Origin of the sequence: Neorhizobium petrolearium, from assembly GCF_017873175.1 — a bacterium.
Classification (GTDB): Bacteria; Pseudomonadota; Alphaproteobacteria; order Rhizobiales; family Rhizobiaceae; genus Neorhizobium; species Neorhizobium petrolearium.
Genome location: NZ_JAGGJW010000007.1, coordinates 83678 through 102156 on the forward strand (window position 1 = coordinate 83678; position 18479 = coordinate 102156).

Sequence of the window (18479 nt, forward strand, 5' to 3'; positions counted from 1 at the left end):
CCGGGCTTTCAAAGAGGTTTGGAAATCAGCGGAAGGTGATGACGAATTCGTCGTTGCCGGCGTCGGGTCTGTACATCAGCGGCAAGGTGTTGTTTCGGATCCGCTGAGTGGCGCCGTATGTGAGCCGCCCGATCTGCACCTTCGGCGCATCGAACTCGACGATGTTGCCGGCCACGGTACCGTGCTGGGCGGCCATCACGCCGACTGTGTGCGACTGCATCGTCTGCAGCCAGTTCTTCTCAGTCAGCAGCGCCGCCTCGAAGATCGCCTGGCCGACCATCTGACGACCGGTCTGACGGATCGAGCGCTGGTTGATCAAGAGCCGCGGTTCGATCGCGTTGGCGAGGTCGAAGCTCCAGCCCTCGCAGGCGCCGGCAAACCCATGCAGCGAGACCGTCGTGTTCTCAAAATTGACCGGCACAGGATCGATGAACTTCGAATCGTCGATCGTCGGCAGGGCCGTGTCGGAAAAGGTACCGAGCAGGCCGGTCATGGTGAAGACGAAGCGCGGCATCTGGCCGGGGGTGAGCTGGCCGGTCACCGTGCCGCGGCAACCGGCCATGATGTGGTTCACGCCGTCGTCGTTGAAATAGATCGTGCAGCTCTCGAAGAGCTTCGAGACCGGGTGATACTGGACGTCGGTGTCGGCCGTGATGACCTCGGCAAGGCCGGAAGAACGCAGGAGCGGCGAGCAGCCCGGCGGCGTGCCGGGATCGCCGGAGCCGGCAATCTCGATTTCCATCGACAGGCGGCAATAGTTCCCGTCGAAGATCACGCCCTGGTGACCCATGTAGGGCTTGATCAGGTCGCGAGTGAGATCGTTGCCAACGAACGGTTCGTAGCTGACGTTGGTCCCGATCATCGCGTTGGCGGCGCCTGTTGGCGTCGGGTCCTCCGCGTAGACGGTTTCCGTTTTCGCCAGAATGGCGAGATTGTCGACGTAGCGCTCAGTCACCCTGGCTCTCCTTCTTCGATTTGCCTGCAGGCTTTGCTTCCGCAGCCGGCTCCACGGATGCGGCCGCTTCAATCTTCGGTTTCGCCTGTTCGGTGCGGCTGACCAGCTTGAGGGAACCGTCTGCCTGCCGGATGTAGGATCCGCCTTGACCCTTCATGTCAGTTTCCTTTTCTGATGAACCGGCTTGTCTGCCAGGTCTGGACGTAAACGGTGGCGCCGTTGCCGCGGCCGAGCGGCGCGGACTTGCCGGCCGCCAGCCAGAAGAGTTCGTTTCCGGGCTCGATTGCCCAGCCGGCAAGTGCGGCCTCGATCTCGCCGCTATAGGTGTCAAACTGCGAGACGCGCTTGGCGCCCTTGGAATCGTCGTGCCGGCGGACGACGAAGGCGACCAGGATCTGCACGCCGACCTCCTGGCGAAAGCCGCCGGAGGCCCGGCTGTTCGGGCTGCCGAGCTCGCGGTACGGAATGACGAAGGTCGCGCCGCTCTTCGGCGCGATGCCCTCCGCCAATGCGGCCAGGTCCTCGGCGGCCGAAACGTCCGAGAGCGATGGCGCCATGGCTTTCAGGCGGTCGATGACGTCCTGGATCATCAAAGCCACCCTTTGAGCTTGTCAGCGGTGAACATAGGTTCCGGCCCGACGATGCTGACGCGGCCGCTGTCGGATGGTGCCGGCTGCGGATCGTCGACGCCGATCGGCAAGTCCAGAACGCCGCGAGCCAGATCCTTCAAAGCCGTGAGCGCATCCTTGTAATCGCGCACGACGTAGTCCGGAGCGCCGTCGCGATGCAGCTGGTAGCGGGCGATCGAGACGCACCAGGTGCGCAGCAAATCGGGCACGGCTGTCAGCGGCAGCGCATAGCGAACGGCGACATAGCCGTTGGCGATATTGTCTGCGTGCACCAACGCAGCCTCGACGACGTCGGGATCGGGAATACCGTCTTCGTCTCGATCGGCGACCTGAAGGATTTCATCCTCGCCGGCACGCTCGATCAGATCTTCGAGGCTCGCGTAGGGCATGGGTCAGTCCACCACCTTGCCGGTTTCCCACGAGGTGACCAAGCGCATCTCGCGTAGCGGAGCGTGTTCTGCTTCGGTGAGGACAATGGGCTTGCCCAGCTTGAACTTGACGTTGTTGTGCCGGATCGGGCCGCCGATAACATGGACCTCGCGCCGTTCCACCCGGGCACCTTCGCCGAAGAGCAGGTTAACGAGGTGGCTGCGGTCCTCGGCCGACAGATCGGCCGGCTCTATGATTCCGCTTGCGGCCATGATGGTGGCCAGGTCGAATTTCTCACCCGTGGCGTCCCCGGAAGCCGATGCTTCCGCTTCCGGGGCCGGCTGTGCCTTTTCCGCCTCCGCCAGGATGGCTTCGGTCGGAGTAGCGTTCACCTGCGGTTTCACAAGCTCGGCCGAAGCTTCGCCAGCAGCATCGCCGCTATCGCTGGGGGTATTACTCCCGTCAGGCCCGTTCTCGCCTGACGGGGTGGATGCCGGATCACGCGGCTCCTCGGGCTTGACCCGAGGATCGGTGGCGGCATCCTGCCCCGGAGTGACCGTGGTCTCAGTGACCTCCTCGGCCGGGGCGTTGGATTTCATGGGCTTCTTGGCCATCTGGCCCTCCTTTCGGATCTTGCGAAAAGGATCGCGGTCGATCCCCTTCGAAAAATCCGCCCGGCATTCGCGCCGGGCGTAGTTCACACGGCAGTGGATCAGGTGATGTCGGAGATGAGGTAGCCCAGCTCGGGAGCGGAGATGACTTCCTTGACGCTCTCGCCCGAGCGGACGCGATCGGAGCCGCGCAGTCCGATCTTCGGTTCAGGAATGGAGCCGGAAACGCGGGTGCCAAACTGCGCCGTCCAGCCGAAGGTGGGTGTCGCCGAGACGCTGTCGGCGAGCTGCGCCTTATGGAAGAGCAGGCAGTTATCGCCCCAGGCGCGCTGGCGAGCGACTGGCTGGCCTGGCTTTGCGCTGTTGACCCAGCCTTCGCCGATATAGATGTCGTCCAGCTCCAGGAGGTCGGCGACCGCTCGCTTGTTGGCATAACCGTCGCCGGCGCCCGAAGGCGTCAGAGCACGCAGCACGCTCGGGTTGGTGCGCAGCGTCGTCCAGGCTGAGCGCCCCATGGCGGCATGGTTCGGACGCATGACCATGCTGTCGGCAGCTTCGGCGACCGCAACGATGGGTTTGCTGTCGGCGTCACTCCATTTCGAGGCACCGACCAGCGTCTCCTTGTTGTCCGCACCATAGGTGGCGGGATCGAACACGCGACTGGAGACGCGGACCTCGCGATCGAGCAGCACCAGATCGATGAGCTTCTGCGCCGCGAATGCACGCGGGTCGTAACCGGCCGGAGCATTTTGGCTGTCGGCGACGGGGACAACATCGTCGAGACCGTAATCGTCGGTGCGATCCTCGATCTCTTCGGCATTGAACTCGACAGTGTTCGGCTCGGATTTACGGCCGACCTTGGTGTCATGACGGGTGATGAACTGCCCGAAATCAAAGCGCCACCACTTGAACTGCTCGCGTGGCAGAAGCGGGTTGAGGCGCGGCAACACGAGATCGGCGATCAATGCGTTGTTGCGGTAGGCCTGGACGATGCCGACAAGCACCGGATCGACGGGAAAAGGCTGACCTGCCATGGAGGGCTCCTAAGGGGTTACGGGCGCGCTTTACGCGGCGCCCTGGATGCTGCCGCGCTGAATGAAGGCGCGCACGAAATCTCCGGCCACGGCGCCGGCAAGCACGAAACCGGCCGTGACGTTGTTAATGCCGGCCGCAGGCGCTGCCGCGACGGCAACACCAGCCGCGCCCGCCGTGATGGCCGCACCCGGCGCGATCGTGCCGCCGGCGACCACTTCGGCGGGACCGAAGAGAATGACGTCGATGCGCTCGCCGTCGGTCGCGCCGGAGGGGAAGTCGGTCACGCCGGCAATGATGTCCGTTGGGGCAGTTGCCAGTGCGACTTCACCGTCATTGGCAGTGAACTTCACAAGGCGACGGTGGCCGATGGCGCCCGACGCGACGAGGGTCTTGGTGAAGGGGTTCATGGGCGTTCCTTTACCGGCGGGACTGGAGGCGCATGGCGGCCTGGGCGGGCGAGATCGTCTCGCCTTTGTCCTTGGCCGTGCGGATTTCGGTTTCGATGGCGGCCTGGACATAGGCCGGGTCGGAGAAGTCATGACCATCGCCAGTGCCAAGCTCACCCTCGGTTACCGGCTTCGGCAGCTTGGAGAGGAGATCGCGGAGGGCAGCGCGGCCGGTGGTCTTCACGACCTGGTCGCCTTCGGAGAACTCCAGTGCGCCATCGTCGATTTCGGAGAAGAGCGCGGTGGCGGTCGCCTGAAGGCCGATCGGCAGGCGGCCGTCCTCGATGATCGCGGCAACGAAATCTGCATCTTCCTTGGCGCGTGCCTTCTTCTCATTTTCGGAGAAGGTGGTTTCCCGACCGGTGATCGCGGTCTCGCGGGAGTTAAGAGCGGCTTCGCGAGCTTCAAGCTCCGCCAGCCGCTCCTCGGCGGTCTTGGTCATGTCTGGTTCCTTCGGTGAGGTTTCGGAGAAAAGAGTGCGGTTATCTTCAGCGCGCGCTTCGATGCGGCTCTCGATCGCAGCCTGGGTGAGTTGCTCCAGGTCATAGACCGGGATCAGCCGGTCGGCCGTTTCAAGGTCATTTTCCTCGATCAGCCAGTCGCGCAGGCGACGGAACATCCGGGAGACGTTTTCAAAGGCCCAGGAATTTCGCCACTCGGAGAATTCGATCTCGACCAGCTCATCCCCATCCGAGAACTCGACCGGCTTTAAACCCTTCACCGCCGGCGGCTCGGCTCCGAGAAAACCAACGTGGCGGAGGTAATACTGGCCTGGGGTGGGATTGCCCTTATCGTTCGGTCCATAGAGCGCGGCGGACCGCTTCTTGAACCGGCCTTCGCGGACCAGCTCGGAGAAGGTCGGCTCGACCTGGTCGGCTTCGGCGATCAGATGGCCGTCCTTTACAGAAAGGCTCTTTACCCAGCCGTAGGCCGGCAGGTTCTGTTTGGGATGCCCTACAACGACTGGCGCCTCGTGCAGCGTCGGATCATAGGCCGAGGCGATTGCAGCAACGTCAGCCTCCGAAAAGCTGAGCGTCGCCCCCTTGGCGGTCGTGTGGGTTCCGGTGCGGAAAATCTCGAACGGTTTCATGCCCGCATCTAAGGCGGATGCGGCAGATTAATCCGCCGTCCGAAATCGGACGGTCACAGAACCAATTTGAGGGGGAGGGGCTGGTTGTGACCATAAACGCGGACGTGAGCGGGAGCAACCATGTCCGTCTTCAATTTTGAAGGGGTTTTGAAGCCCGCGGGCGCGCATTCCGGGTCTCGCCCGTGGGTCGGGGCGTCGGAACGTTTCCACAGCGCTCCTGAGGCGAATTTCATGGGGTTGGCTTTTGATGCTCCACCGCGTCGGCGAAATGGTCGAGGACGATGCCGAGGATCTCCTCGATGTCGTGTCCATTCGTACCGAGGAACTGGCGCCTCGGGATGGTGACGGATTTCACATGAAAGGTTTGGCCGCCCATCGAGAAGACGAGGGCGGCCGCGTTCTTCGGAACGATCGTGCCGCCCTCGTTGTGTATCCGCGCATAGACCTCGTTGGAGCCCCACTCGACGCCGCTATCCTCGACGAGCTGCCAGACGATCTGCGAGAGCGCACGCGTTTCGCCGCGAAGTTTGCCGGGGCCTTTCTTCGTCTTGGCATAGAGCGGGTTGAGGTCTGGCCAGGGATTGCCCTCAGGATCTGTCTCTGAAAGGAAACGGGCTCGGGTAGACTTGGCGCCGTATTCGCCGATGTTCTTTAGTGCCGGCGTCACATCGCCGGCGGCGTCATAAAGGCGGGCAAGCGCGGCGTCGACGTCTATGCTGTCGAGTGTGATGGATGCTGCCACAATGGTCTCTCCGTTGCCGCGTCAAGTGCGCGGTGTTATATTGCGTCTGTCACCGGTCGAGGCCCGTTCGCCCTCCGTAGGCCAGTGACATGGGCGCGTCGAACGGAGACGCGCCTTTGTCATTTTCGGAGTGAACTCTAGGCTCATTCGGCATTCTGCGATGTTTGATGCCGCTTGGGCCGAACTCGGCCGAACTCATCGCGCACCGTGACGCGTCTACCCGGTGTGCCAAGATATTCATCGGTCGAACTACGCCCATTGTGATCTACGACCGTCACAACAAAGCGGCAGCCGTGCCTGTCGACTGAGTAGCGTGCGGTCAATACGCGGAACGCGTCAGCTCTCACTCCATGTCGTTGACAGAGGTCATCCAACGCCTGCGCGTAAAGATCGATGGCTCGGGCCAGTGAAGCCGAGGGCTGCGCACCAGATGAAGTCCCAGCGATGAAGTCGACCAATATGTAATCTTCAGGGCTTTTTGCTGACTCGCCAAACACATCGGTCTCATAGACGCCGATCATCAACCCGATCCCGCTCGCGAGCGAGTCGGCGATGTTATGCCCGATAGATTTCAATTTGCCGAACTTCATTTTACCAACTTAACCGCATCAGGCTCGCAGGCAAAGGGCACTCCGATCCGGTGTGAACGGCACTGCGCTCGAACCAGGTGGTTTGAATTTCCCCTCAATTCGCATCACGTTGATAGAGCAATGCCCCGCGCCGAAACTTCTCCAGGTAGTTTTCCGTCGTGTCGAAGCCGGTGATCGCCGTCCAGCCTTTCGATGTCCATTCGAAGCGGATGAACAGACTGCGGCCGCCGGCAAGCGTGACGCGCTTCAGATAGGCCCTGCGCAATACCACGCCGCTCTTCACCTGCGCCCAGTCCGCCCAGATCTCGTCGGGCGCAATGATCGTGTTCGCCAGCAGTCGTGCATATTGGCCGCGGCCACGCTTGCCGCTCTTTAGGCCGATCACAGTGCCCTCGGCCGTGCGCTGCTCGAACAGCGCCTGGCTGACAGAGATGATCCCGCCGGAAACGTCGCGGAAATAGCCGTAGCCGCCGGGCTTGACGTCGAATGGCTTGAGGAAGGCCTCGACATATTGCTCCGACCTCAGCTCTTCTGAGAGAAGGTCGCTCGCCCTGGCGCGCGTCGCCGGCGGCATGGGCGGCAGATCCGCAACGGCCGGCATGTCGCCGAAGGCCGGCAATGGCTTGCGCAGCTCGGCCGGCACGATGCCGTGCATCCATTCGTGTCCGACGTTGTACTCCCACCCGCGATCGATCCCCGGAATGCGGATCTCGGCCTGACCAGTGCGAGGGTCAGTGTCCTCATAGGGCTTGAGGTCGGGCGTCGGATCGGGACCGGACTTGCCAAGCGCCCGCATCTCGCGTTCGGAAAGGGCTTCGACGTCGCAGCCGCAGCCCCAGCCGTTCGGCGGATAGATGCGCAGCCATACCGGATCGTCGGCCCGCCAAACCCTGCCGTTCCAGGACAGGTGCAGAAGCCGCGGGTGCTCCGCGCCGGAATGGATATATTGCCAGTACGGGCGATATTTCAGGACGTCGGGATCGGTCAGCTGCGCGTAGCGGCCGGCCATGTAGCTGGTCCGCATGTTGGTCGTGTAGACGATCCTGGCCCGCCAGGCGCGCCGCTCTTCCTCGGTCTTGCCGTGCGAAAAATGCTTCCAGCCCGTGCGCTCGACGATGGCGTTAAAGTCGCTTTGAAACTCCTTGAAACCGGTTCCGTCACGGCGGGCCTTCTCGATCGCGGCCCGGAAATCGGCAAGCATGTCCTCGCGGGTAACACCGGCAACCGAGAAGGCGCGCACATGCGCGGCATGCTTCAGATCGTCCCAGCGCCTGGTCGGCAGGTTCACCTTGCCGGCAAGGAAATCGATCGCCTCCTGGAATGGCAGTCCGTCAGCCATTGGCGCCCACGCTGTCATGGCCTTCGAGGCGGGCAAGGGTGATGCCCTGCTCGAAGATGCCGGCGAGGTCGTCGATCGCCAACTTCGCCGACAGGCCCGTGAGCCGGCGGATCAGATCGTCATAGTCGCGCGCCTCGGTGAATTCGGTGCGGATCTGCTCGATCATGGCGTCGATCGCCGGCTGCGCGAAACCTTCAAGCTGGTCGGAGAGATGCTTGACCGTCTCGGCATTCTTGTCGGCGGCCGTCGCAGGCGGATCGGCAAAGTCGAGATTGGCGGTCGCGGCCGGAGCGCCTGGCTGCGTTTCTTCCTCGGGCGCCTCAGGCTCCTTTTCCACCCAATCGCCGCCATAGGTCTCGTTGATGTAGTCGACGCTCTTCGGCTTGTAGCCCATGCCGTGGATCGTCTCGTCGCGCTTAACTTTCTGGTCGAGATCCTCGGCCTCGGAGAAGTCACGCCAGACGTCCGGCAGACCAGCGCCCGGATAATTCAGCTCGACGATCCAGCGGACCAGCGTGTTCTTGATCGTGGAACTGATCAGGTCCGAGGCCGCTTTTGCGATCGCGATGCGGATCTCGTTATGGATTTCGCCAAGCGATCGGGCGCCGCGTTCGCCGGAATTGGTGGTCAGCGTTTCGCCGGACACAGCCTCGCTCATCAGTTCGTCCAGGTAGCGGGCAAGCTTCTCGTAGATCTCGCCACCACCACCGTTCGCCGCTTCGAGCAGATCAGCCTCAACGCTTTTGGGGATGACGAGGCCGGTGTCATTGGCCATTTGCCGCAGCACACCGACCAGTTCCTCCTGGCGCTTCTTGTCGTAGGCACCATCATAGGAAAGGACGGTCGTCGGCGTGGCGTGCTTTTCCGAGCCACGCAGCCAATGCGCCAGCACCTGGCGCTTGAACCAGGCGGGCCAGAACAGGACCGAGCCAAGACCGACGCCATAGGGATCGTCGTCGTCATCGTCGATCGAATGACGGTGAACGATGAATTTTCGATCGGGAACCGGCTCGCCGTCGATCGTGTTCGAGCGGGTGAGAAGCCGCAGCTCGCCCTCGACGGTGAAGCGGAAGCGACGCTGCTTCTTGACCTTGACGGCCACGGCCTCCCAGCCAAGGGCCGTTGATGACCACAACACCTCGGCGACCGCGAAGCCCTTCAGGACGGCCCCGAGCAAGCCCTTGGTGAGCCGATCGAAGTTGATCGCCTTCAACTGGCGCTCGACTTCGGCGGCGGCCTTCTTGTCGAGACGGCTTTCAGATGCCGGCTGCACCAACCATTCGCGCGAGACGACCTCCAGCTTGAGCTTCTGCAGGATCGCGAAGGCATGCGGATCACGGCGAATCTCATCGTAGATTTTGATCGCCGAGGCACCTCCACGAGAAGCAAGCACGTCGTCGGTTGGCTGAAGCAAGCCGGTGAAGTTTGGGACGTAAGGGTCGCTGGAGGTGGTTGCGATTTCGGGAAGGGGCGGGGTGGCCATCTTACATCCTCAGAAAGCTGGAAAGATCAGAGCGGGCTTCGACCCCGCCGAAGTTGCCGCCGAACTCTTCCGCGACGCGGCTGCTCGATCGCGGCGTGCCTGTCGTGCCGGCGCCGACTTCGCCTGTGTCCTGTTCGCTGGCAAAAACTGCCAAGGCGCCGGCTATCGCCGAGTCACCGTGGCGCTCGAAACCATCCGCACCCATGGAGCGGGCATCGTCGGGCACTTTGGCGATGCCTTTGACCATCTTGAGCGCCCGATAGTCGGTAAGGACATCGTCATCGAGCGGAAGCTCGAATGAGCCGTCTTCAAAGCCGGCTTTAAGCTTCGGCATATTGAGCAGGTACCAGGTCGGGTTGAGTTTGATCTCGCTGATCAGCGAAACACCGAATTCCTGTCGGCAGACCTCCGCCAGGAAGGCACCGTTGCCGGTCGCGTCGAATGCGCCGTGACAGAAACGTGGTAGATGTTTGATGATGAAGAAGACGATCTGCTTCTGGCTCTCGAAGGGTACGTCTCGCAGCTCCAGCAGGAAAGGCGTGGCAAGGGACAGGTCGGAGCGGATTTGTAGTGGGTGGATGACCGAAAGGTCGCCCGAGCGGCCGAAATCCTGGCCGAGGCAAGACCGCAACGTCGGATCGAGCGCCTTCAGGAGGGGAAGGAGCTTTTCCTGACAGAACTCTTCTATCTCCGCGTCCCGCAGTTCGGCAGGCCAATCAACGAAACCGGGCGGCGCTATCCAGCGGATGACGGGAATATCCTTATGCATGCGCGCGACGATCAATGTCCGCGGCAGATACGCGCCGCCGCCCTGGGAGGGTATGCAGCGCAGCTCCTCGTCGGCGCCGGCGCCATAGGACTTGTAGATATCGGCGCGCCATGCGGCTTCGCCTTCCGGCGTCCAGGTCTCACCGGTTTTCAGGCAGACGCGCTGATAAAGACCGTACTCCAGTGCATCGTCGAAGGTGACGCGAACAACCTTGCCCGGCCGTTTGCCGCCCCGGATCTCCTGGATCAGCTCGTTGAACGGATTATCGACGCCGTTATGGGTGGAGATGACCAGCACCTTGCCGCCCCAGATCAGCAGCGCCATGGCCGCCTTCAGCAGTTCGGCCGGATCGTCATGGAAAGCGTACTCGTCGATGATTACATAGCCCTGGCGGCCGCGTAGCGAACGCGGCTTCGAGGATAGCGCGACGACTTCGAAGCCGCTGGCAAACGTGATGCGGAACGCCTTGATGGCCTTTTCCGCACCTTTCTCGCCTTCCTCGATGAACAGGAACTCGGCAACTTCAGAGCATGCCGGCATGAATGCCTTGGCCCACATCGCGCAGCAGTCGATGAACTCCCGCGCCATATCGAAATTGTAGCCGATATAAAGGACGTCCATGCCGCCTTCGGTGCGGGCGGATCCAGCCGTCAGGACCGCGTCGGCGCCGACGCCCCAGGTGGCACCGACGCGCCGGCTCTTGTCGGTGACGACCAGGCGATACATCGCGGTCGCCGCGAGCAGTTCCTTCTGATGCTCCAGGAGGACGTCCGGCAGTTCCTTGCCTTCCAGCTCCGGCGGGAGTGAAAGCTGCATCACACGACGGTGGCGCGCCCAATCCTCCTCGGTGACGAGCTGGCTGGTGTCGATCTCGGCAGGATTGACGTGCAGGCTCATCAGCTACGCACTCCGAGGATCTGCGCTTTGATCTCGGCGACGGTCTGCCGGGTGAGGCCTTTTGCTGTGGCGACAGTCTCGACCGCGCTTTCGACCTTTTCGGCGAATTCCTTCTCGACCTTCTGGCGGCGCGATGTAGAGACGCCTTGGGCCTGTGTCGCAGCCCGCAGCGCGTTTGCAAGGGACATCGCATCTTTGGGCACGAAGCCCGCTTCGCCGGCATTCGTGACTAGCTCGAACACCAATGTCTTAATGGCTTCGGCGGCGATCAGTGTGAGGTTGTCGGAATCACCGGCATCGAATTTCGCGGCAAGGGTCGAGGCGATCTCGCGGGTCTGGTTGAGCCGCTGGGTGAGCGTGGCAAGCTTGATCGAATAACGATTGAAGGCGGAAAAAGACGGTATCGCGAATTCCAGCTCGCCGCGATATTCTCGCTGAAGCGCTTCAAGCTTCGCATAAAACTCCTCGTATATTTCCGTCTGGGTTCGCTCGCGCTTCTGCAACTCAGCCGCAGCCCAATCGACGACATGGGCGCAGGCTTCCGGAAGAAGTTCGATGCCATTCAGGCGTCCGCGACCCTTCGCCATTCTAGTTCTCCGGCTCGGAGGGGCGCGTCACGCCTTCAATGGCGATGTCGCGGTCAAGATGCCGGCGCCCGACTTTGGTCAGGGTGGCAATCTTCACAGAGCCGGCGCTGGTGAGGTTCACGGCCTCACGGCGTTCCAGATATTCCATCTGCTCGTGGATCCAGACGCGCTCCTCGCGGATCGTGAAGATGGCAAGGATTTCCTCGATCATGCTGCTGTCGAGCGTACCGTTCGTCTGTTCGGCAAGCGCCTTTAGGATGATGAGGCGGGCGCGTTCGCGGCGGACCTTGGCCCAATCGATACCGAGATTGCTCATGACTTCCTCACCTGTTCGCGCAAAAGGTCGGCCAACAGTTCGCCATTCGCTCGGATCGGCTTAAGGCTCTCCGTCAGAACGGCGATCTCCTTTGACAGCTCGGCCATGTTCATCTCGATCCGGTGCTGGGATTCCTGTGTCGGCAGATGTTCCATTTCGCCTTCGATCCCGCCGATCCGCTTTTCATGGTCGGCGATCGAGGTCTCGGCCTTGTCGATCCGGGCAACGAGAGACTTTTCCCCGGACGAGAAGAAATTCTTGCCGTGCCCGAGCAGTGCAATGATCGAGAGGGCAAGCGTCAGGTACTGCAAGATTTCTGCAAGGCTCATCGGTGAAACTTTTCCTGCTCCAAGAAGGTCTGGCATTCGATGCAGCGGCGGGCGAACGGCGCTGCCGCCCGGCGCTCTTCCGGAATCGGAAAGCCGCAGCTGGTGCAATTCGCCGCGCCTTCCGTCGCGACGGCCGCTATCGCCTGGGCAATCATCGCATCGCGCTCCTGGCTTTCGCGCAGTGCGGCCAGATCGAGGCTGGCATTGCTCCCGAAATTCATGGGGCACCGCCAATCGCCTTGACGGCCGCGGCTCGGCGTTGCTCGCATACGCGCAGCGCACTCCGATCGGCGCCCCAAAGGGTGGTCGCCTCAGCGGCCGAGATCGCTCGGTCCGGCAACGCGGTGGGGTCGGCACAAGGCTTTTCGGCCTCCGCCGGAACCGTCTTTTTCGCATCGATCAACATCACGGTCGGCTTCTCCTCAACGACGGTTGAGGAGGCGCACCCGGCCAATGTCGAGGCCATTGCGATCGCCATCAGGCAAAGCCGCATTTGCTTTCTCCAGATCCTCTTGGGCTTGACGGGCATCCTCGCGTGCTGCCGCCAATTCGTTGTTGAGCCGCATCGCGGTATTGGCTTGGGCAGCTTCGGCCAGCGCCACTTTGACGTTCGCTTCGGCGATCTGGCCTTTCCAGTAGGTGTCCCGCTCGGTGACTGCTGCCTTGACCCGATCGACGATGATCTCGCCGAGCTTGTCGGCGGCACGGTATGCGAAATACGCAGCACCGAGAGCGAGTAGGGCGGCGACCGCAAAGACGATCCCGATCTTGATCAGCGGCGTGGCCGCCTTCGATAACCACCCCGAAATCATGGCGAGCCTTCCTCCGGCTGGTCGCGCGGCAGGTAAGGAGGAGGGGAAGGTGGGTCGAAGCTGCGATCGGTCATCGCCCTGAAATCCATCGCGCCGGAGAACCGATGGATGCCGAGCAACGCGGCAATCAGGACGATCATCGACGGGACGACGATATTGGCGAGCGCCACCGCCTGCTCGGAACCACGTACGCCGTGATAGACGATGGCGCCGATCGAACACCAGGCGAACAGAAAGGACAGCCAAAACGCTTGGCGGGTGAGCCTGTATCCGGGTTTGCGCATATCAGACCTCGTTTTTCGAGGTCGGCACGCCGGCGGCCGTAAGCTGTATCTTGCCACCCTTCGGAGGCTCGCCGGTTTTGGGCCAGCGGACAGCGGCCATGCGGTTCTTTTCGATGCGGGTGATCGATACGCTGTTCGACTGATTGCCGCCCAGGATGTGGTAATGCGTCCGATCCTCGCCGACATAGAGGCCGACATGCCCGCCGCCGGGGCGCACGAAGGTCATGATCGCGCCGCGGACCGGCGCGTCGAGCCGCTTGCCGAACTTACCCCATTCGAGCGCTCCCAGCGGGTTCTTGGGCAGCAACTCACGGGGCAGGGTGGTCGCGATGATGTTGCCGATGAAGAGGCCGCACCAGGGGATATCATCATCGGCATAGAAGGAGGCGATCCAACCGCCGAGCTTCTTCGCCCAGCTCATGATCGTGCTGTTCGACTTCGGGCCGACGATCTCCCTCAAGCCCATGAAGCGGCACGCCTCACGCATCCAGACGGGTTCTGCCGGGATCGGGACCTGCTTTTCGTAGATGGCAAGCGCGCCTGGCCGGACGCCGGGATCACGCCGCAACGCTGCGACCGTCGCCTCGTCGGCAACGCCGCTCACCGGCAGTTTTTCGGAGGCCTGAAAAAGGCGAAGCGCCTCGATCACGGCGCGGCCATGGACACCATCCATGGTGCCCGCATAACAGCCCCAGGCACGTAGCCGGCTGATCAGCCATTCTTCAAAGGTCATTAGCAACCCCACAAATCGGTAACCGTCTGCGGGCACAGTGGCTCGTGCTGAGCGAGCCGGGCAGCGTCCGAAATCGGACGGGGCTGAAACTGAGGTGGTCTTAGAAAAGGGAGCCTTGGGGATCGTCCTTGGGCGATGCCTTGCGCTTCGCCCTATGGTCATAAACCGTCGATCGAGCAACGCCGGTGGCGGCTGTGATCTTGTTGACCGTATGCCCCTTGTCGATCATTTCCGCCAGGATGCTGGCGCGTTTGCGCTTTTGGCCGCCGATCGAAGGGGGCAGGGTTATGTTCTGTCCCCCGAATACTTCTGCGATCGCTCGGGCCTCGTCAAGCCCCACCAGTCGCGCCAGCCAATGGTCCGGCTTCACCTTGGCGGGGACATAGAATTCCTGGCAGGCCTTCTCGGTGGCGAGGATCATCGCAGCTCTCTCACCGGCCGCGTCGGCGATCCGGTTGAGGAGCGGCGTGAACCAGGCGCGATCGGGAAGATCAGACATGCTTTTTCGCGGCGCGAATGCGCTTCCCGAGCTCATTCATGACGCGGATCCAGTCCTGCGGCGTCATGGCGCCAAGCCAATCGGTGCGGGCTGCGGCCGCAAGTGCCACCTGGTCAAATCCCAGTCTGACGACGAGGTTTGCTTCCGGGTGCAGGATCTTCCATTGCGCCCAAGCGATCTTGGCGCCGTCAGCTGCAAGCCAGTCGAGTGATGCCCGGCTCCATTCGACACCGGCCTCGCGTGCCATCCAGCTTTTGAGCGCCTCGATGACCCCTGCGGCATCGTCCGGGAACCGCAGGAACCGTTCTGCCGATAGACCGGTCTGGCGCCGGACGAATGCCTCCAGCGCCGCATCCTCCCGATCGCGAACAAGTCCAAGGTTCCAAGCCGCGATCCAGAGCGCCTGCAGCTTGGCGGCATATCGGCCGGAGAGTTTGCGTTTGCCGTTGCGGCGCTTTGAGGTGGGTTTGAAGCCGAGCCGGCGTAGCTCGTCGACTACCGCTTCTTTCTCAGCTGAAGACATGAGCGTGAGACGGTCTTTGCGGGCGACGCGGGCATAAAGCGCGCGGCGGCCGTCTTCGTCGATGCCGAGCTGTCGGCATCCAGCGTGAATGGTCGCAGCTGCCGAAGACATGTTAGCCCCCACTCGAACGAACAAGCGATGTTGTGAATTCACGCCCGCGACCTTTGAGGCAGCGTCCAGTCATGCAATTGTCAGGAAGCACAATCTGGAGTGGGGCATGACGGTGATCAGAATAATCGGATATGTGATCGGTGCCGTAGTGCTGCTTGGCTTGCTGGGCGGCATGCTGGCCCTGATTATGTTCGGTGGTGAGCCTGGCATTTTCGGTTTTGGCGGGAACTGGTGGAGAAAGCAGCTCTACGATTTCCAAACGTTGATTACTGGTATCCTTGCGGTGTCGGCCGCCGGCGCCACGGTATGGCAGATGCGCGCAACCGATAGAGAAAATGAGCGGCGTCATCGTCAGCTTGTGACGGTTTCGCTTCGTTCCGATCGGTTGAGTATCGAGCGCATGCTCATCCCTCAATTTGGAGAGCTGAAGATTCTCTACAAGGATCTTAAGAATGCTCCCGGCTTTGAAGGGCCGAGCGACGGAATAGAGGATATCGAGGCTGTTGTCGCCTATGCAAAAGAGGGCCGCCGGATGTTCAATGGAGTTGAAAAAGTCATTGACCGACCGCATTGGGCGGCCGCTGAAAAGCTCTTTGGAGGACTCCTTACATTCCGCTTGGTGGAGTTGAGGGAGCGTCTGGAGAGAGCGCAGACGGAAATGAGGCAACTGGGCGCTGCGGCTGCGCAGTTGAAGGGGTATCTGGAAGAGGCTCAGAGCAACGAATTGAAAATTCGAGTATCTCCGGGGCCTTCTAAGGAGTATTTGGAGCGGAAACTGAAGGATGTCATCGAGTCGATAGAGCGCGGTCGCCCCACAGACTCTGTGGCGCGCGGGATGGAACCCGTATTTCAGGAACTGTACAAATTGGCTGACGCCTACGAGATTAAACTGTAGAGTGAGCATCTTGTACCTCAAGCCTTAGCCAGATCGATCGTCACCGCCTGCCACTGGTCGGTGACGGCGGCCCGGCGATAGAACCGCAGGTACTCTTTCGAGCCTGTCACCCGCATCGCATCGCGGATCGCGTCCATGGCCCGTTGCCAGCGCTCGTCCTCGATCTGGTGGCGCAGCAGCATGAAGATCTCGGCGCGATTGATCTTACCTTCCTTGTCGGTGTTGAAGGCGCGGGTAACGATTGCCTGGATTTCCGGCCGGCTGTCGGCCGACCATTCGTTGAGGCACTCGTCGATCAGGCTTTTGGCGATCTGCAGCTCCGGCCCGAAATCGATCAACTCGGCGACCTGCACCTGGACCTTCATCAATCCGTCAACGGTCTGATAGGTGCGATTGCCCTTGGCGCCGCCGATCTTGGCGCCGTATTCCTGGGCCAGCAGGGCGTCCAGGTCACCGAGGTCGGTCATGGAATGTCCGCGAAAACGGGCAATCTGCGCATTGAGATCGAGCGCGAAGGCCATGATCTTGCGGACGGTTTCGTCCTGCAGCTTGTCCTGCGGCTTCACCATGGCGAGCGGCACGTAACCGCCCTTGGCGTCGGTCATGAATTCCTTGCCGTTGATGACGGTGATGCCGTCGAGGCGCTCTTCGAGAATGACTGCGTTCATTTGCTGAAATCCTAATATGTTAGCGGGAATGGTTCATCGCTGGTGTGAAGGCGTGGGGCGGGGAGGGAACCGCACGACATTGCTGTGCGGGCGGAAGGCATCGAGTACGATGACGCTTGCCGGAGCGACGAGCGTCTGGCGCTGTTCCGCCGCCTGGCTGTCAAAGGCGTGCCAATGGGCGATCGTTTCGAGATTGAGGGCGTCGGTGATGATCTCGTCGAGGCGATGCACCAGGCCTTCCGCGTCCTCGCTGGAGAGCACGATGCCGCCATGACGGAACTCCTGAAACTCCCGGCGGACGCGGCGGAGCTGTTCGGAAACGGTAACTGTTGTCTTGCTCATTTCTTCTTTCCAAAATCGGGGCGGATGACATTGCCTTCAGCGGCGAGGATGAGGTCGCCGGCTGCTTCCAGGGCGCAGTCGCCCATGGTGTTGAGTTGGACGCGGCCGGCTTCGATGAGGCGCTGGATCGCCAGCTCCGTTTCCTGGCTGCGGGCGAGTTTCGCGAGCAGCGACAGCCGGCGCCGGAGACGGGAGATTTCGTCGGCGGGCAGGAAGCCGCCTTCCTTTTCGTAAGGTTCGAACTCCAGGCGCAGGAGATCGAGTTCTTCACTGAGGGCGAGGTGGGACTTCACGCGATGTCCTCCACGTCGCGGTTCTTCCAGGCGGCCTCGATATCCTTGACCGTGACCTCGCGCTCCTCGCCGATCGCAATCATGCTGGCGAGCTTCATCGTCTTGTCGATCTGGCCGAGCGCACCGCCCTTCATGCCGATGCCGGTCAGCAACCGGACGCTGTCGGCCTCGGTCACGCCCCAGGCCGCAATGAAGGCGGCGATGTCCTCGGCGTAGGGCTTCTGCCGCTTCAAATGCTTGCCGACGCGGCGCTTAAGCTGCGCGTAGGACCGGCCCTTCACCTGCGCGACGAAGCGAGAATAGACTTCCTCGTTCCCGACGAGCGCGATGCCGCACTGATAGATGTCGGAGAAATGCCGCAACTGGTTGATCGCGTCGTCGACGAGATTCTGCGCCTCATCGACCACCAGCAACGTGCCGCCACCGCTGCGGGCAAGCTTGTTGCCAATGGCGCGGGTCAGCCGGGCAGGATTGGCCTCGAAGACGTCCAGCTCGGCGGCAAGCTCGACCAGCATGCCGTGGACGGTCCTCGTGTGCGGGCTGATCGTTGCGTGATAGACATGCGGATGGGTGGCCTTGTAATGGCGGCAGGCGATGGTCTTGCCGTTTCCTGCCGCGACTGTGATGATCACGAGATCGGCGGTCATCTGCGCCCATTGCAGCGTCTGGCCGATCTCGACCGCGATCCGGGTCCTCACGAATGACGGAGAGCTCGGGAGGGCCGGCATTGCGGCAGCTTCCAGGACGGCGTCGATCCAGACGCGCACCTGGCGGTTTACGTTGGCCAGGACACCGGGATAACTTCCCGAAAACCACTGGCTGAAGGTACCGTCCTTCATGCTGCTGCGGCGGGTGACCTCCGCCTTGGTCCAGGCGTTGGCGATGGCGATCTCGGCGGTCTGCTCCCGGAGCTGGCGCCATTCATCGAGATCGTCCGGATTGTGCTTCCTGACGAAAGCTTCATCAGGTTCTGGACGCTCCCAACCCGAATAGGGTCTTGTGTCGACATGCTTGTTCATGCAAAGGTTCCTTTATCGCAGGCTCCCTAGGGGAGCTTTTGTTGGGCGGGCTCTGGTCCCGCCCTCTTTTTTTGTTGGGAACCGGACTCGATACATTTCGGCTCTGCTATGCG

At 61.9% G+C, this 18479-nt stretch carries 28 protein-coding genes; 1 reads left to right on the forward strand and 27 read right to left on the reverse strand.

The window, feature by feature from the left end; all coding sequences use genetic code 11:
- Window positions 1-25: 25 nt before the first annotated feature.
- The 23 genes from J2046_RS14810 to J2046_RS14920 form a co-directional block, all read right to left on the reverse strand.
- A complete protein-coding gene (locus J2046_RS14810) occupies window positions 26-955 on the reverse strand; it encodes a phage tail tube protein (RefSeq protein ID WP_210052981.1) in 930 nt (309 codons plus the stop codon).
- Window positions 948-1112, reverse strand: coding sequence for a hypothetical protein (locus J2046_RS14815; RefSeq protein ID WP_210052983.1), 165 nt, complete (start codon window positions 1110-1112; stop codon window positions 948-950). Before J2046_RS14815 ends, J2046_RS14810 begins: the two co-directional genes overlap by 8 nt.
- A gap of 1 nt (window position 1113) precedes the next feature.
- Entirely contained in the window at window positions 1114-1545 is a 432-nt protein-coding gene (locus tag J2046_RS14820) for a phage tail terminator protein (RefSeq protein WP_210052985.1), read from the reverse strand.
- Entirely contained in the window at window positions 1545-1973 is a 429-nt protein-coding gene (locus J2046_RS14825; protein WP_210052987.1) for a gp436 family protein, read from the reverse strand. The genes J2046_RS14820 and J2046_RS14825 overlap by 1 nt, the downstream gene beginning before the upstream one ends.
- Window positions 1974-1976: 3 nt before the next feature.
- Entirely contained in the window at window positions 1977-2567 is a 591-nt protein-coding gene (locus J2046_RS14830; RefSeq protein ID WP_210052989.1) for a hypothetical protein, read from the reverse strand.
- A gap of 98 nt (window positions 2568-2665) precedes the next feature.
- Window positions 2666-3598 (reverse strand): major capsid protein, encoded by a 933-nt coding sequence (locus J2046_RS14835; protein WP_210052991.1) that lies wholly within the window; start codon window positions 3596-3598, stop codon window positions 2666-2668.
- 30 nt (window positions 3599-3628) lie between these two features.
- Window positions 3629-4006, reverse strand: coding sequence for a hypothetical protein (locus J2046_RS14840; protein ID WP_210052993.1), 378 nt, complete (start codon window positions 4004-4006; stop codon window positions 3629-3631).
- Between the two features lie 10 nt (window positions 4007-4016).
- Window positions 4017-5135, reverse strand: a complete 1119-nt coding sequence (locus J2046_RS14845) for a peptidase (protein ID WP_210052994.1) — start codon at window positions 5133-5135, stop codon at window positions 4017-4019.
- A 229-nt stretch (window positions 5136-5364) separates the two neighbouring features.
- Window positions 5365-5877, reverse strand: coding sequence for a phage virion morphogenesis protein (locus J2046_RS14850; RefSeq protein ID WP_244446843.1), 513 nt, complete (start codon window positions 5875-5877; stop codon window positions 5365-5367).
- 143 nt (window positions 5878-6020) lie between these two features.
- A complete protein-coding gene (locus tag J2046_RS14855) occupies window positions 6021-6467 on the reverse strand; it encodes a hypothetical protein (protein WP_210052996.1) in 447 nt (148 codons plus the stop codon).
- A 94-nt stretch (window positions 6468-6561) separates the two neighbouring features.
- Complete coding sequence (locus J2046_RS14860) at window positions 6562-7806, reverse strand: PBECR2 nuclease fold domain-containing protein (protein WP_210052998.1); 1245 nt, start codon at window positions 7804-7806, stop codon at window positions 6562-6564.
- Window positions 7799-9289: a DUF935 domain-containing protein gene (locus J2046_RS14865; protein WP_210052999.1), complete on the reverse strand. Its 1491-nt coding sequence runs from the start codon at window positions 9287-9289 to the stop codon at window positions 7799-7801. Before J2046_RS14865 ends, J2046_RS14860 begins: the two co-directional genes overlap by 8 nt.
- Window position 9290: 1 nt before the next feature.
- Complete coding sequence (locus J2046_RS14870) at window positions 9291-10955, reverse strand: hypothetical protein (RefSeq protein ID WP_210053000.1); 1665 nt, start codon at window positions 10953-10955, stop codon at window positions 9291-9293.
- On the reverse strand, window positions 10955-11542 hold the full coding sequence (locus J2046_RS14875) for a DUF3486 family protein (protein ID WP_210053002.1): 588 nt from the start codon (window positions 11540-11542) through the stop codon (window positions 10955-10957). The genes J2046_RS14870 and J2046_RS14875 overlap by 1 nt, the downstream gene beginning before the upstream one ends.
- A gap of 1 nt (window position 11543) precedes the next feature.
- Window positions 11544-11858, reverse strand: a complete 315-nt coding sequence (locus tag J2046_RS14880) for a VpaChn25_0724 family phage protein (protein ID WP_210053004.1) — start codon at window positions 11856-11858, stop codon at window positions 11544-11546.
- Window positions 11855-12187: a DUF2730 family protein gene (locus J2046_RS14885; protein WP_210053005.1), complete on the reverse strand. Its 333-nt coding sequence runs from the start codon at window positions 12185-12187 to the stop codon at window positions 11855-11857. Before J2046_RS14885 ends, J2046_RS14880 begins: the two co-directional genes overlap by 4 nt.
- Window positions 12184-12408 carry a TraR/DksA C4-type zinc finger protein gene (locus J2046_RS14890; protein ID WP_210053007.1) on the reverse strand — a complete coding sequence of 75 codons (225 nt, stop codon included), beginning with the start codon at window positions 12406-12408 and terminating at the stop codon, window positions 12184-12186. Before J2046_RS14890 ends, J2046_RS14885 begins: the two co-directional genes overlap by 4 nt.
- Window positions 12405-12596 carry a hypothetical protein gene (locus tag J2046_RS14895; RefSeq protein WP_411828505.1) on the reverse strand — a complete coding sequence of 64 codons (192 nt, stop codon included), beginning with the start codon at window positions 12594-12596 and terminating at the stop codon, window positions 12405-12407. The genes J2046_RS14890 and J2046_RS14895 overlap by 4 nt, the downstream gene beginning before the upstream one ends.
- 13 nt (window positions 12597-12609) lie before the next feature.
- On the reverse strand, window positions 12610-12999 hold the full coding sequence (locus tag J2046_RS14900; RefSeq protein WP_210053008.1) for a hypothetical protein: 390 nt from the start codon (window positions 12997-12999) through the stop codon (window positions 12610-12612).
- Complete coding sequence (locus J2046_RS14905) at window positions 12996-13283, reverse strand: NAD(P)+ transhydrogenase beta chain (protein ID WP_233469783.1); 288 nt, start codon at window positions 13281-13283, stop codon at window positions 12996-12998. The genes J2046_RS14900 and J2046_RS14905 overlap by 4 nt, the downstream gene beginning before the upstream one ends.
- A 1-nt stretch (window position 13284) precedes the next feature.
- The gene (locus J2046_RS14910; RefSeq protein WP_210053012.1) at window positions 13285-14016 is read right to left on the reverse strand and encodes an NlpC/P60 family protein; all 732 of its coding nucleotides are present in this window, start codon (window positions 14014-14016) and stop codon (window positions 13285-13287) included.
- Between the two features lie 100 nt (window positions 14017-14116).
- On the reverse strand, window positions 14117-14515 hold the full coding sequence (locus J2046_RS14915) for a hypothetical protein (protein ID WP_210053014.1): 399 nt from the start codon (window positions 14513-14515) through the stop codon (window positions 14117-14119).
- Complete coding sequence (locus tag J2046_RS14920) at window positions 14508-15149, reverse strand: regulatory protein GemA (RefSeq protein WP_210053016.1); 642 nt, start codon at window positions 15147-15149, stop codon at window positions 14508-14510. The genes J2046_RS14915 and J2046_RS14920 overlap by 8 nt, the downstream gene beginning before the upstream one ends.
- Window positions 15150-15255: 106 nt before the next feature.
- On the opposite strand from J2046_RS14920, the gene J2046_RS14925 reads away from it, so the two are divergent.
- Window positions 15256-16044, forward strand: a complete 789-nt coding sequence (locus J2046_RS14925; protein ID WP_210053018.1) for a hypothetical protein — start codon at window positions 15256-15258, stop codon at window positions 16042-16044.
- Between the two features lie 17 nt (window positions 16045-16061).
- On the opposite strand, the gene J2046_RS14930 is transcribed toward J2046_RS14925, so the two are convergent.
- The 4 genes from J2046_RS14930 to J2046_RS14945 are packed head-to-tail and all read right to left on the reverse strand — an operon-like array spanning window position 16062 to window position 18366.
- Complete coding sequence (locus tag J2046_RS14930; RefSeq protein ID WP_210053020.1) at window positions 16062-16712, reverse strand: DUF3164 family protein; 651 nt, start codon at window positions 16710-16712, stop codon at window positions 16062-16064.
- A 33-nt stretch (window positions 16713-16745) separates the two neighbouring features.
- Window positions 16746-17054: a hypothetical protein gene (locus J2046_RS14935; RefSeq protein WP_210053022.1), complete on the reverse strand. Its 309-nt coding sequence runs from the start codon at window positions 17052-17054 to the stop codon at window positions 16746-16748.
- The gene (locus tag J2046_RS14940) at window positions 17051-17347 is read right to left on the reverse strand and encodes a hypothetical protein (RefSeq protein ID WP_210053024.1); all 297 of its coding nucleotides are present in this window, start codon (window positions 17345-17347) and stop codon (window positions 17051-17053) included. Before J2046_RS14940 ends, J2046_RS14935 begins: the two co-directional genes overlap by 4 nt.
- Window positions 17344-18366: an AAA family ATPase gene (locus tag J2046_RS14945; protein ID WP_210053025.1), complete on the reverse strand. Its 1023-nt coding sequence runs from the start codon at window positions 18364-18366 to the stop codon at window positions 17344-17346. The genes J2046_RS14940 and J2046_RS14945 overlap by 4 nt, the downstream gene beginning before the upstream one ends.
- Window positions 18367-18479: the final 113 nt, after the last annotated feature.

What these genes read in the sequence shown, in the direction of transcription:
- J2046_RS14815 (WP_210052983.1), bottom strand. Translation starts at nt 1,112, where the DNA reads ATGAAGGGTCAAGGCGGATCCTACATCCGGCAGGCAGACGGTTCCCTC.
- J2046_RS14820 (WP_210052985.1), bottom strand. Translation starts at nt 1,545, where the DNA reads ATGATCCAGGACGTCATCGACCGCCTGAAAGCCATGGCGCCATCGCTC.
- J2046_RS14825 (WP_210052987.1), bottom strand. Translation starts at nt 1,973, where the DNA reads ATGCCCTACGCGAGCCTCGAAGATCTGATCGAGCGTGCCGGCGAGGAT.
- J2046_RS14830 (WP_210052989.1), bottom strand. Translation starts at nt 2,567, where the DNA reads ATGGCCAAGAAGCCCATGAAATCCAACGCCCCGGCCGAGGAGGTCACT.
- J2046_RS14835 (WP_210052991.1), bottom strand. Translation starts at nt 3,598, where the DNA reads ATGGCAGGTCAGCCTTTTCCCGTCGATCCGGTGCTTGTCGGCATCGTC.
- J2046_RS14840 (WP_210052993.1), bottom strand. Translation starts at nt 4,006, where the DNA reads ATGAACCCCTTCACCAAGACCCTCGTCGCGTCGGGCGCCATCGGCCAC.
- J2046_RS14845 (WP_210052994.1), bottom strand. Translation starts at nt 5,135, where the DNA reads ATGAAACCGTTCGAGATTTTCCGCACCGGAACCCACACGACCGCCAAG.
- J2046_RS14855 (WP_210052996.1), bottom strand. Translation starts at nt 6,467, where the DNA reads ATGAAGTTCGGCAAATTGAAATCTATCGGGCATAACATCGCCGACTCG.
- J2046_RS14860 (WP_210052998.1), bottom strand. Translation starts at nt 7,806, where the DNA reads ATGGCTGACGGACTGCCATTCCAGGAGGCGATCGATTTCCTTGCCGGC.
- J2046_RS14865 (WP_210052999.1), bottom strand. Translation starts at nt 9,289, where the DNA reads ATGGCCACCCCGCCCCTTCCCGAAATCGCAACCACCTCCAGCGACCCT.
- J2046_RS14870 (WP_210053000.1), bottom strand. Translation starts at nt 10,955, where the DNA reads ATGAGCCTGCACGTCAATCCTGCCGAGATCGACACCAGCCAGCTCGTC.
- J2046_RS14875 (WP_210053002.1), bottom strand. Translation starts at nt 11,542, where the DNA reads ATGGCGAAGGGTCGCGGACGCCTGAATGGCATCGAACTTCTTCCGGAA.
- J2046_RS14880 (WP_210053004.1), bottom strand. Translation starts at nt 11,858, where the DNA reads ATGAGCAATCTCGGTATCGATTGGGCCAAGGTCCGCCGCGAACGCGCC.
- J2046_RS14885 (WP_210053005.1), bottom strand. Translation starts at nt 12,187, where the DNA reads ATGAGCCTTGCAGAAATCTTGCAGTACCTGACGCTTGCCCTCTCGATC.
- J2046_RS14890 (WP_210053007.1), bottom strand. Translation starts at nt 12,408, where the DNA reads ATGAATTTCGGGAGCAATGCCAGCCTCGATCTGGCCGCACTGCGCGAA.
- J2046_RS14900 (WP_210053008.1), bottom strand. Translation starts at nt 12,999, where the DNA reads ATGATTTCGGGGTGGTTATCGAAGGCGGCCACGCCGCTGATCAAGATC.
- J2046_RS14905 (WP_233469783.1), bottom strand. Translation starts at nt 13,283, where the DNA reads ATGCGCAAACCCGGATACAGGCTCACCCGCCAAGCGTTTTGGCTGTCC.
- J2046_RS14910 (WP_210053012.1), bottom strand. Translation starts at nt 14,016, where the DNA reads ATGACCTTTGAAGAATGGCTGATCAGCCGGCTACGTGCCTGGGGCTGT.
- J2046_RS14915 (WP_210053014.1), bottom strand. Translation starts at nt 14,515, where the DNA reads ATGTCTGATCTTCCCGATCGCGCCTGGTTCACGCCGCTCCTCAACCGG.
- J2046_RS14920 (WP_210053016.1), bottom strand. Translation starts at nt 15,149, where the DNA reads ATGTCTTCGGCAGCTGCGACCATTCACGCTGGATGCCGACAGCTCGGC.
- J2046_RS14925 (WP_210053018.1), top strand. Translation starts at nt 15,256, where the DNA reads ATGACGGTGATCAGAATAATCGGATATGTGATCGGTGCCGTAGTGCTG.
- J2046_RS14930 (WP_210053020.1), bottom strand. Translation starts at nt 16,712, where the DNA reads ATGAACGCAGTCATTCTCGAAGAGCGCCTCGACGGCATCACCGTCATC.
- J2046_RS14935 (WP_210053022.1), bottom strand. Translation starts at nt 17,054, where the DNA reads ATGAGCAAGACAACAGTTACCGTTTCCGAACAGCTCCGCCGCGTCCGC.
- J2046_RS14945 (WP_210053025.1), bottom strand. Translation starts at nt 18,366, where the DNA reads ATGAACAAGCATGTCGACACAAGACCCTATTCGGGTTGGGAGCGTCCA.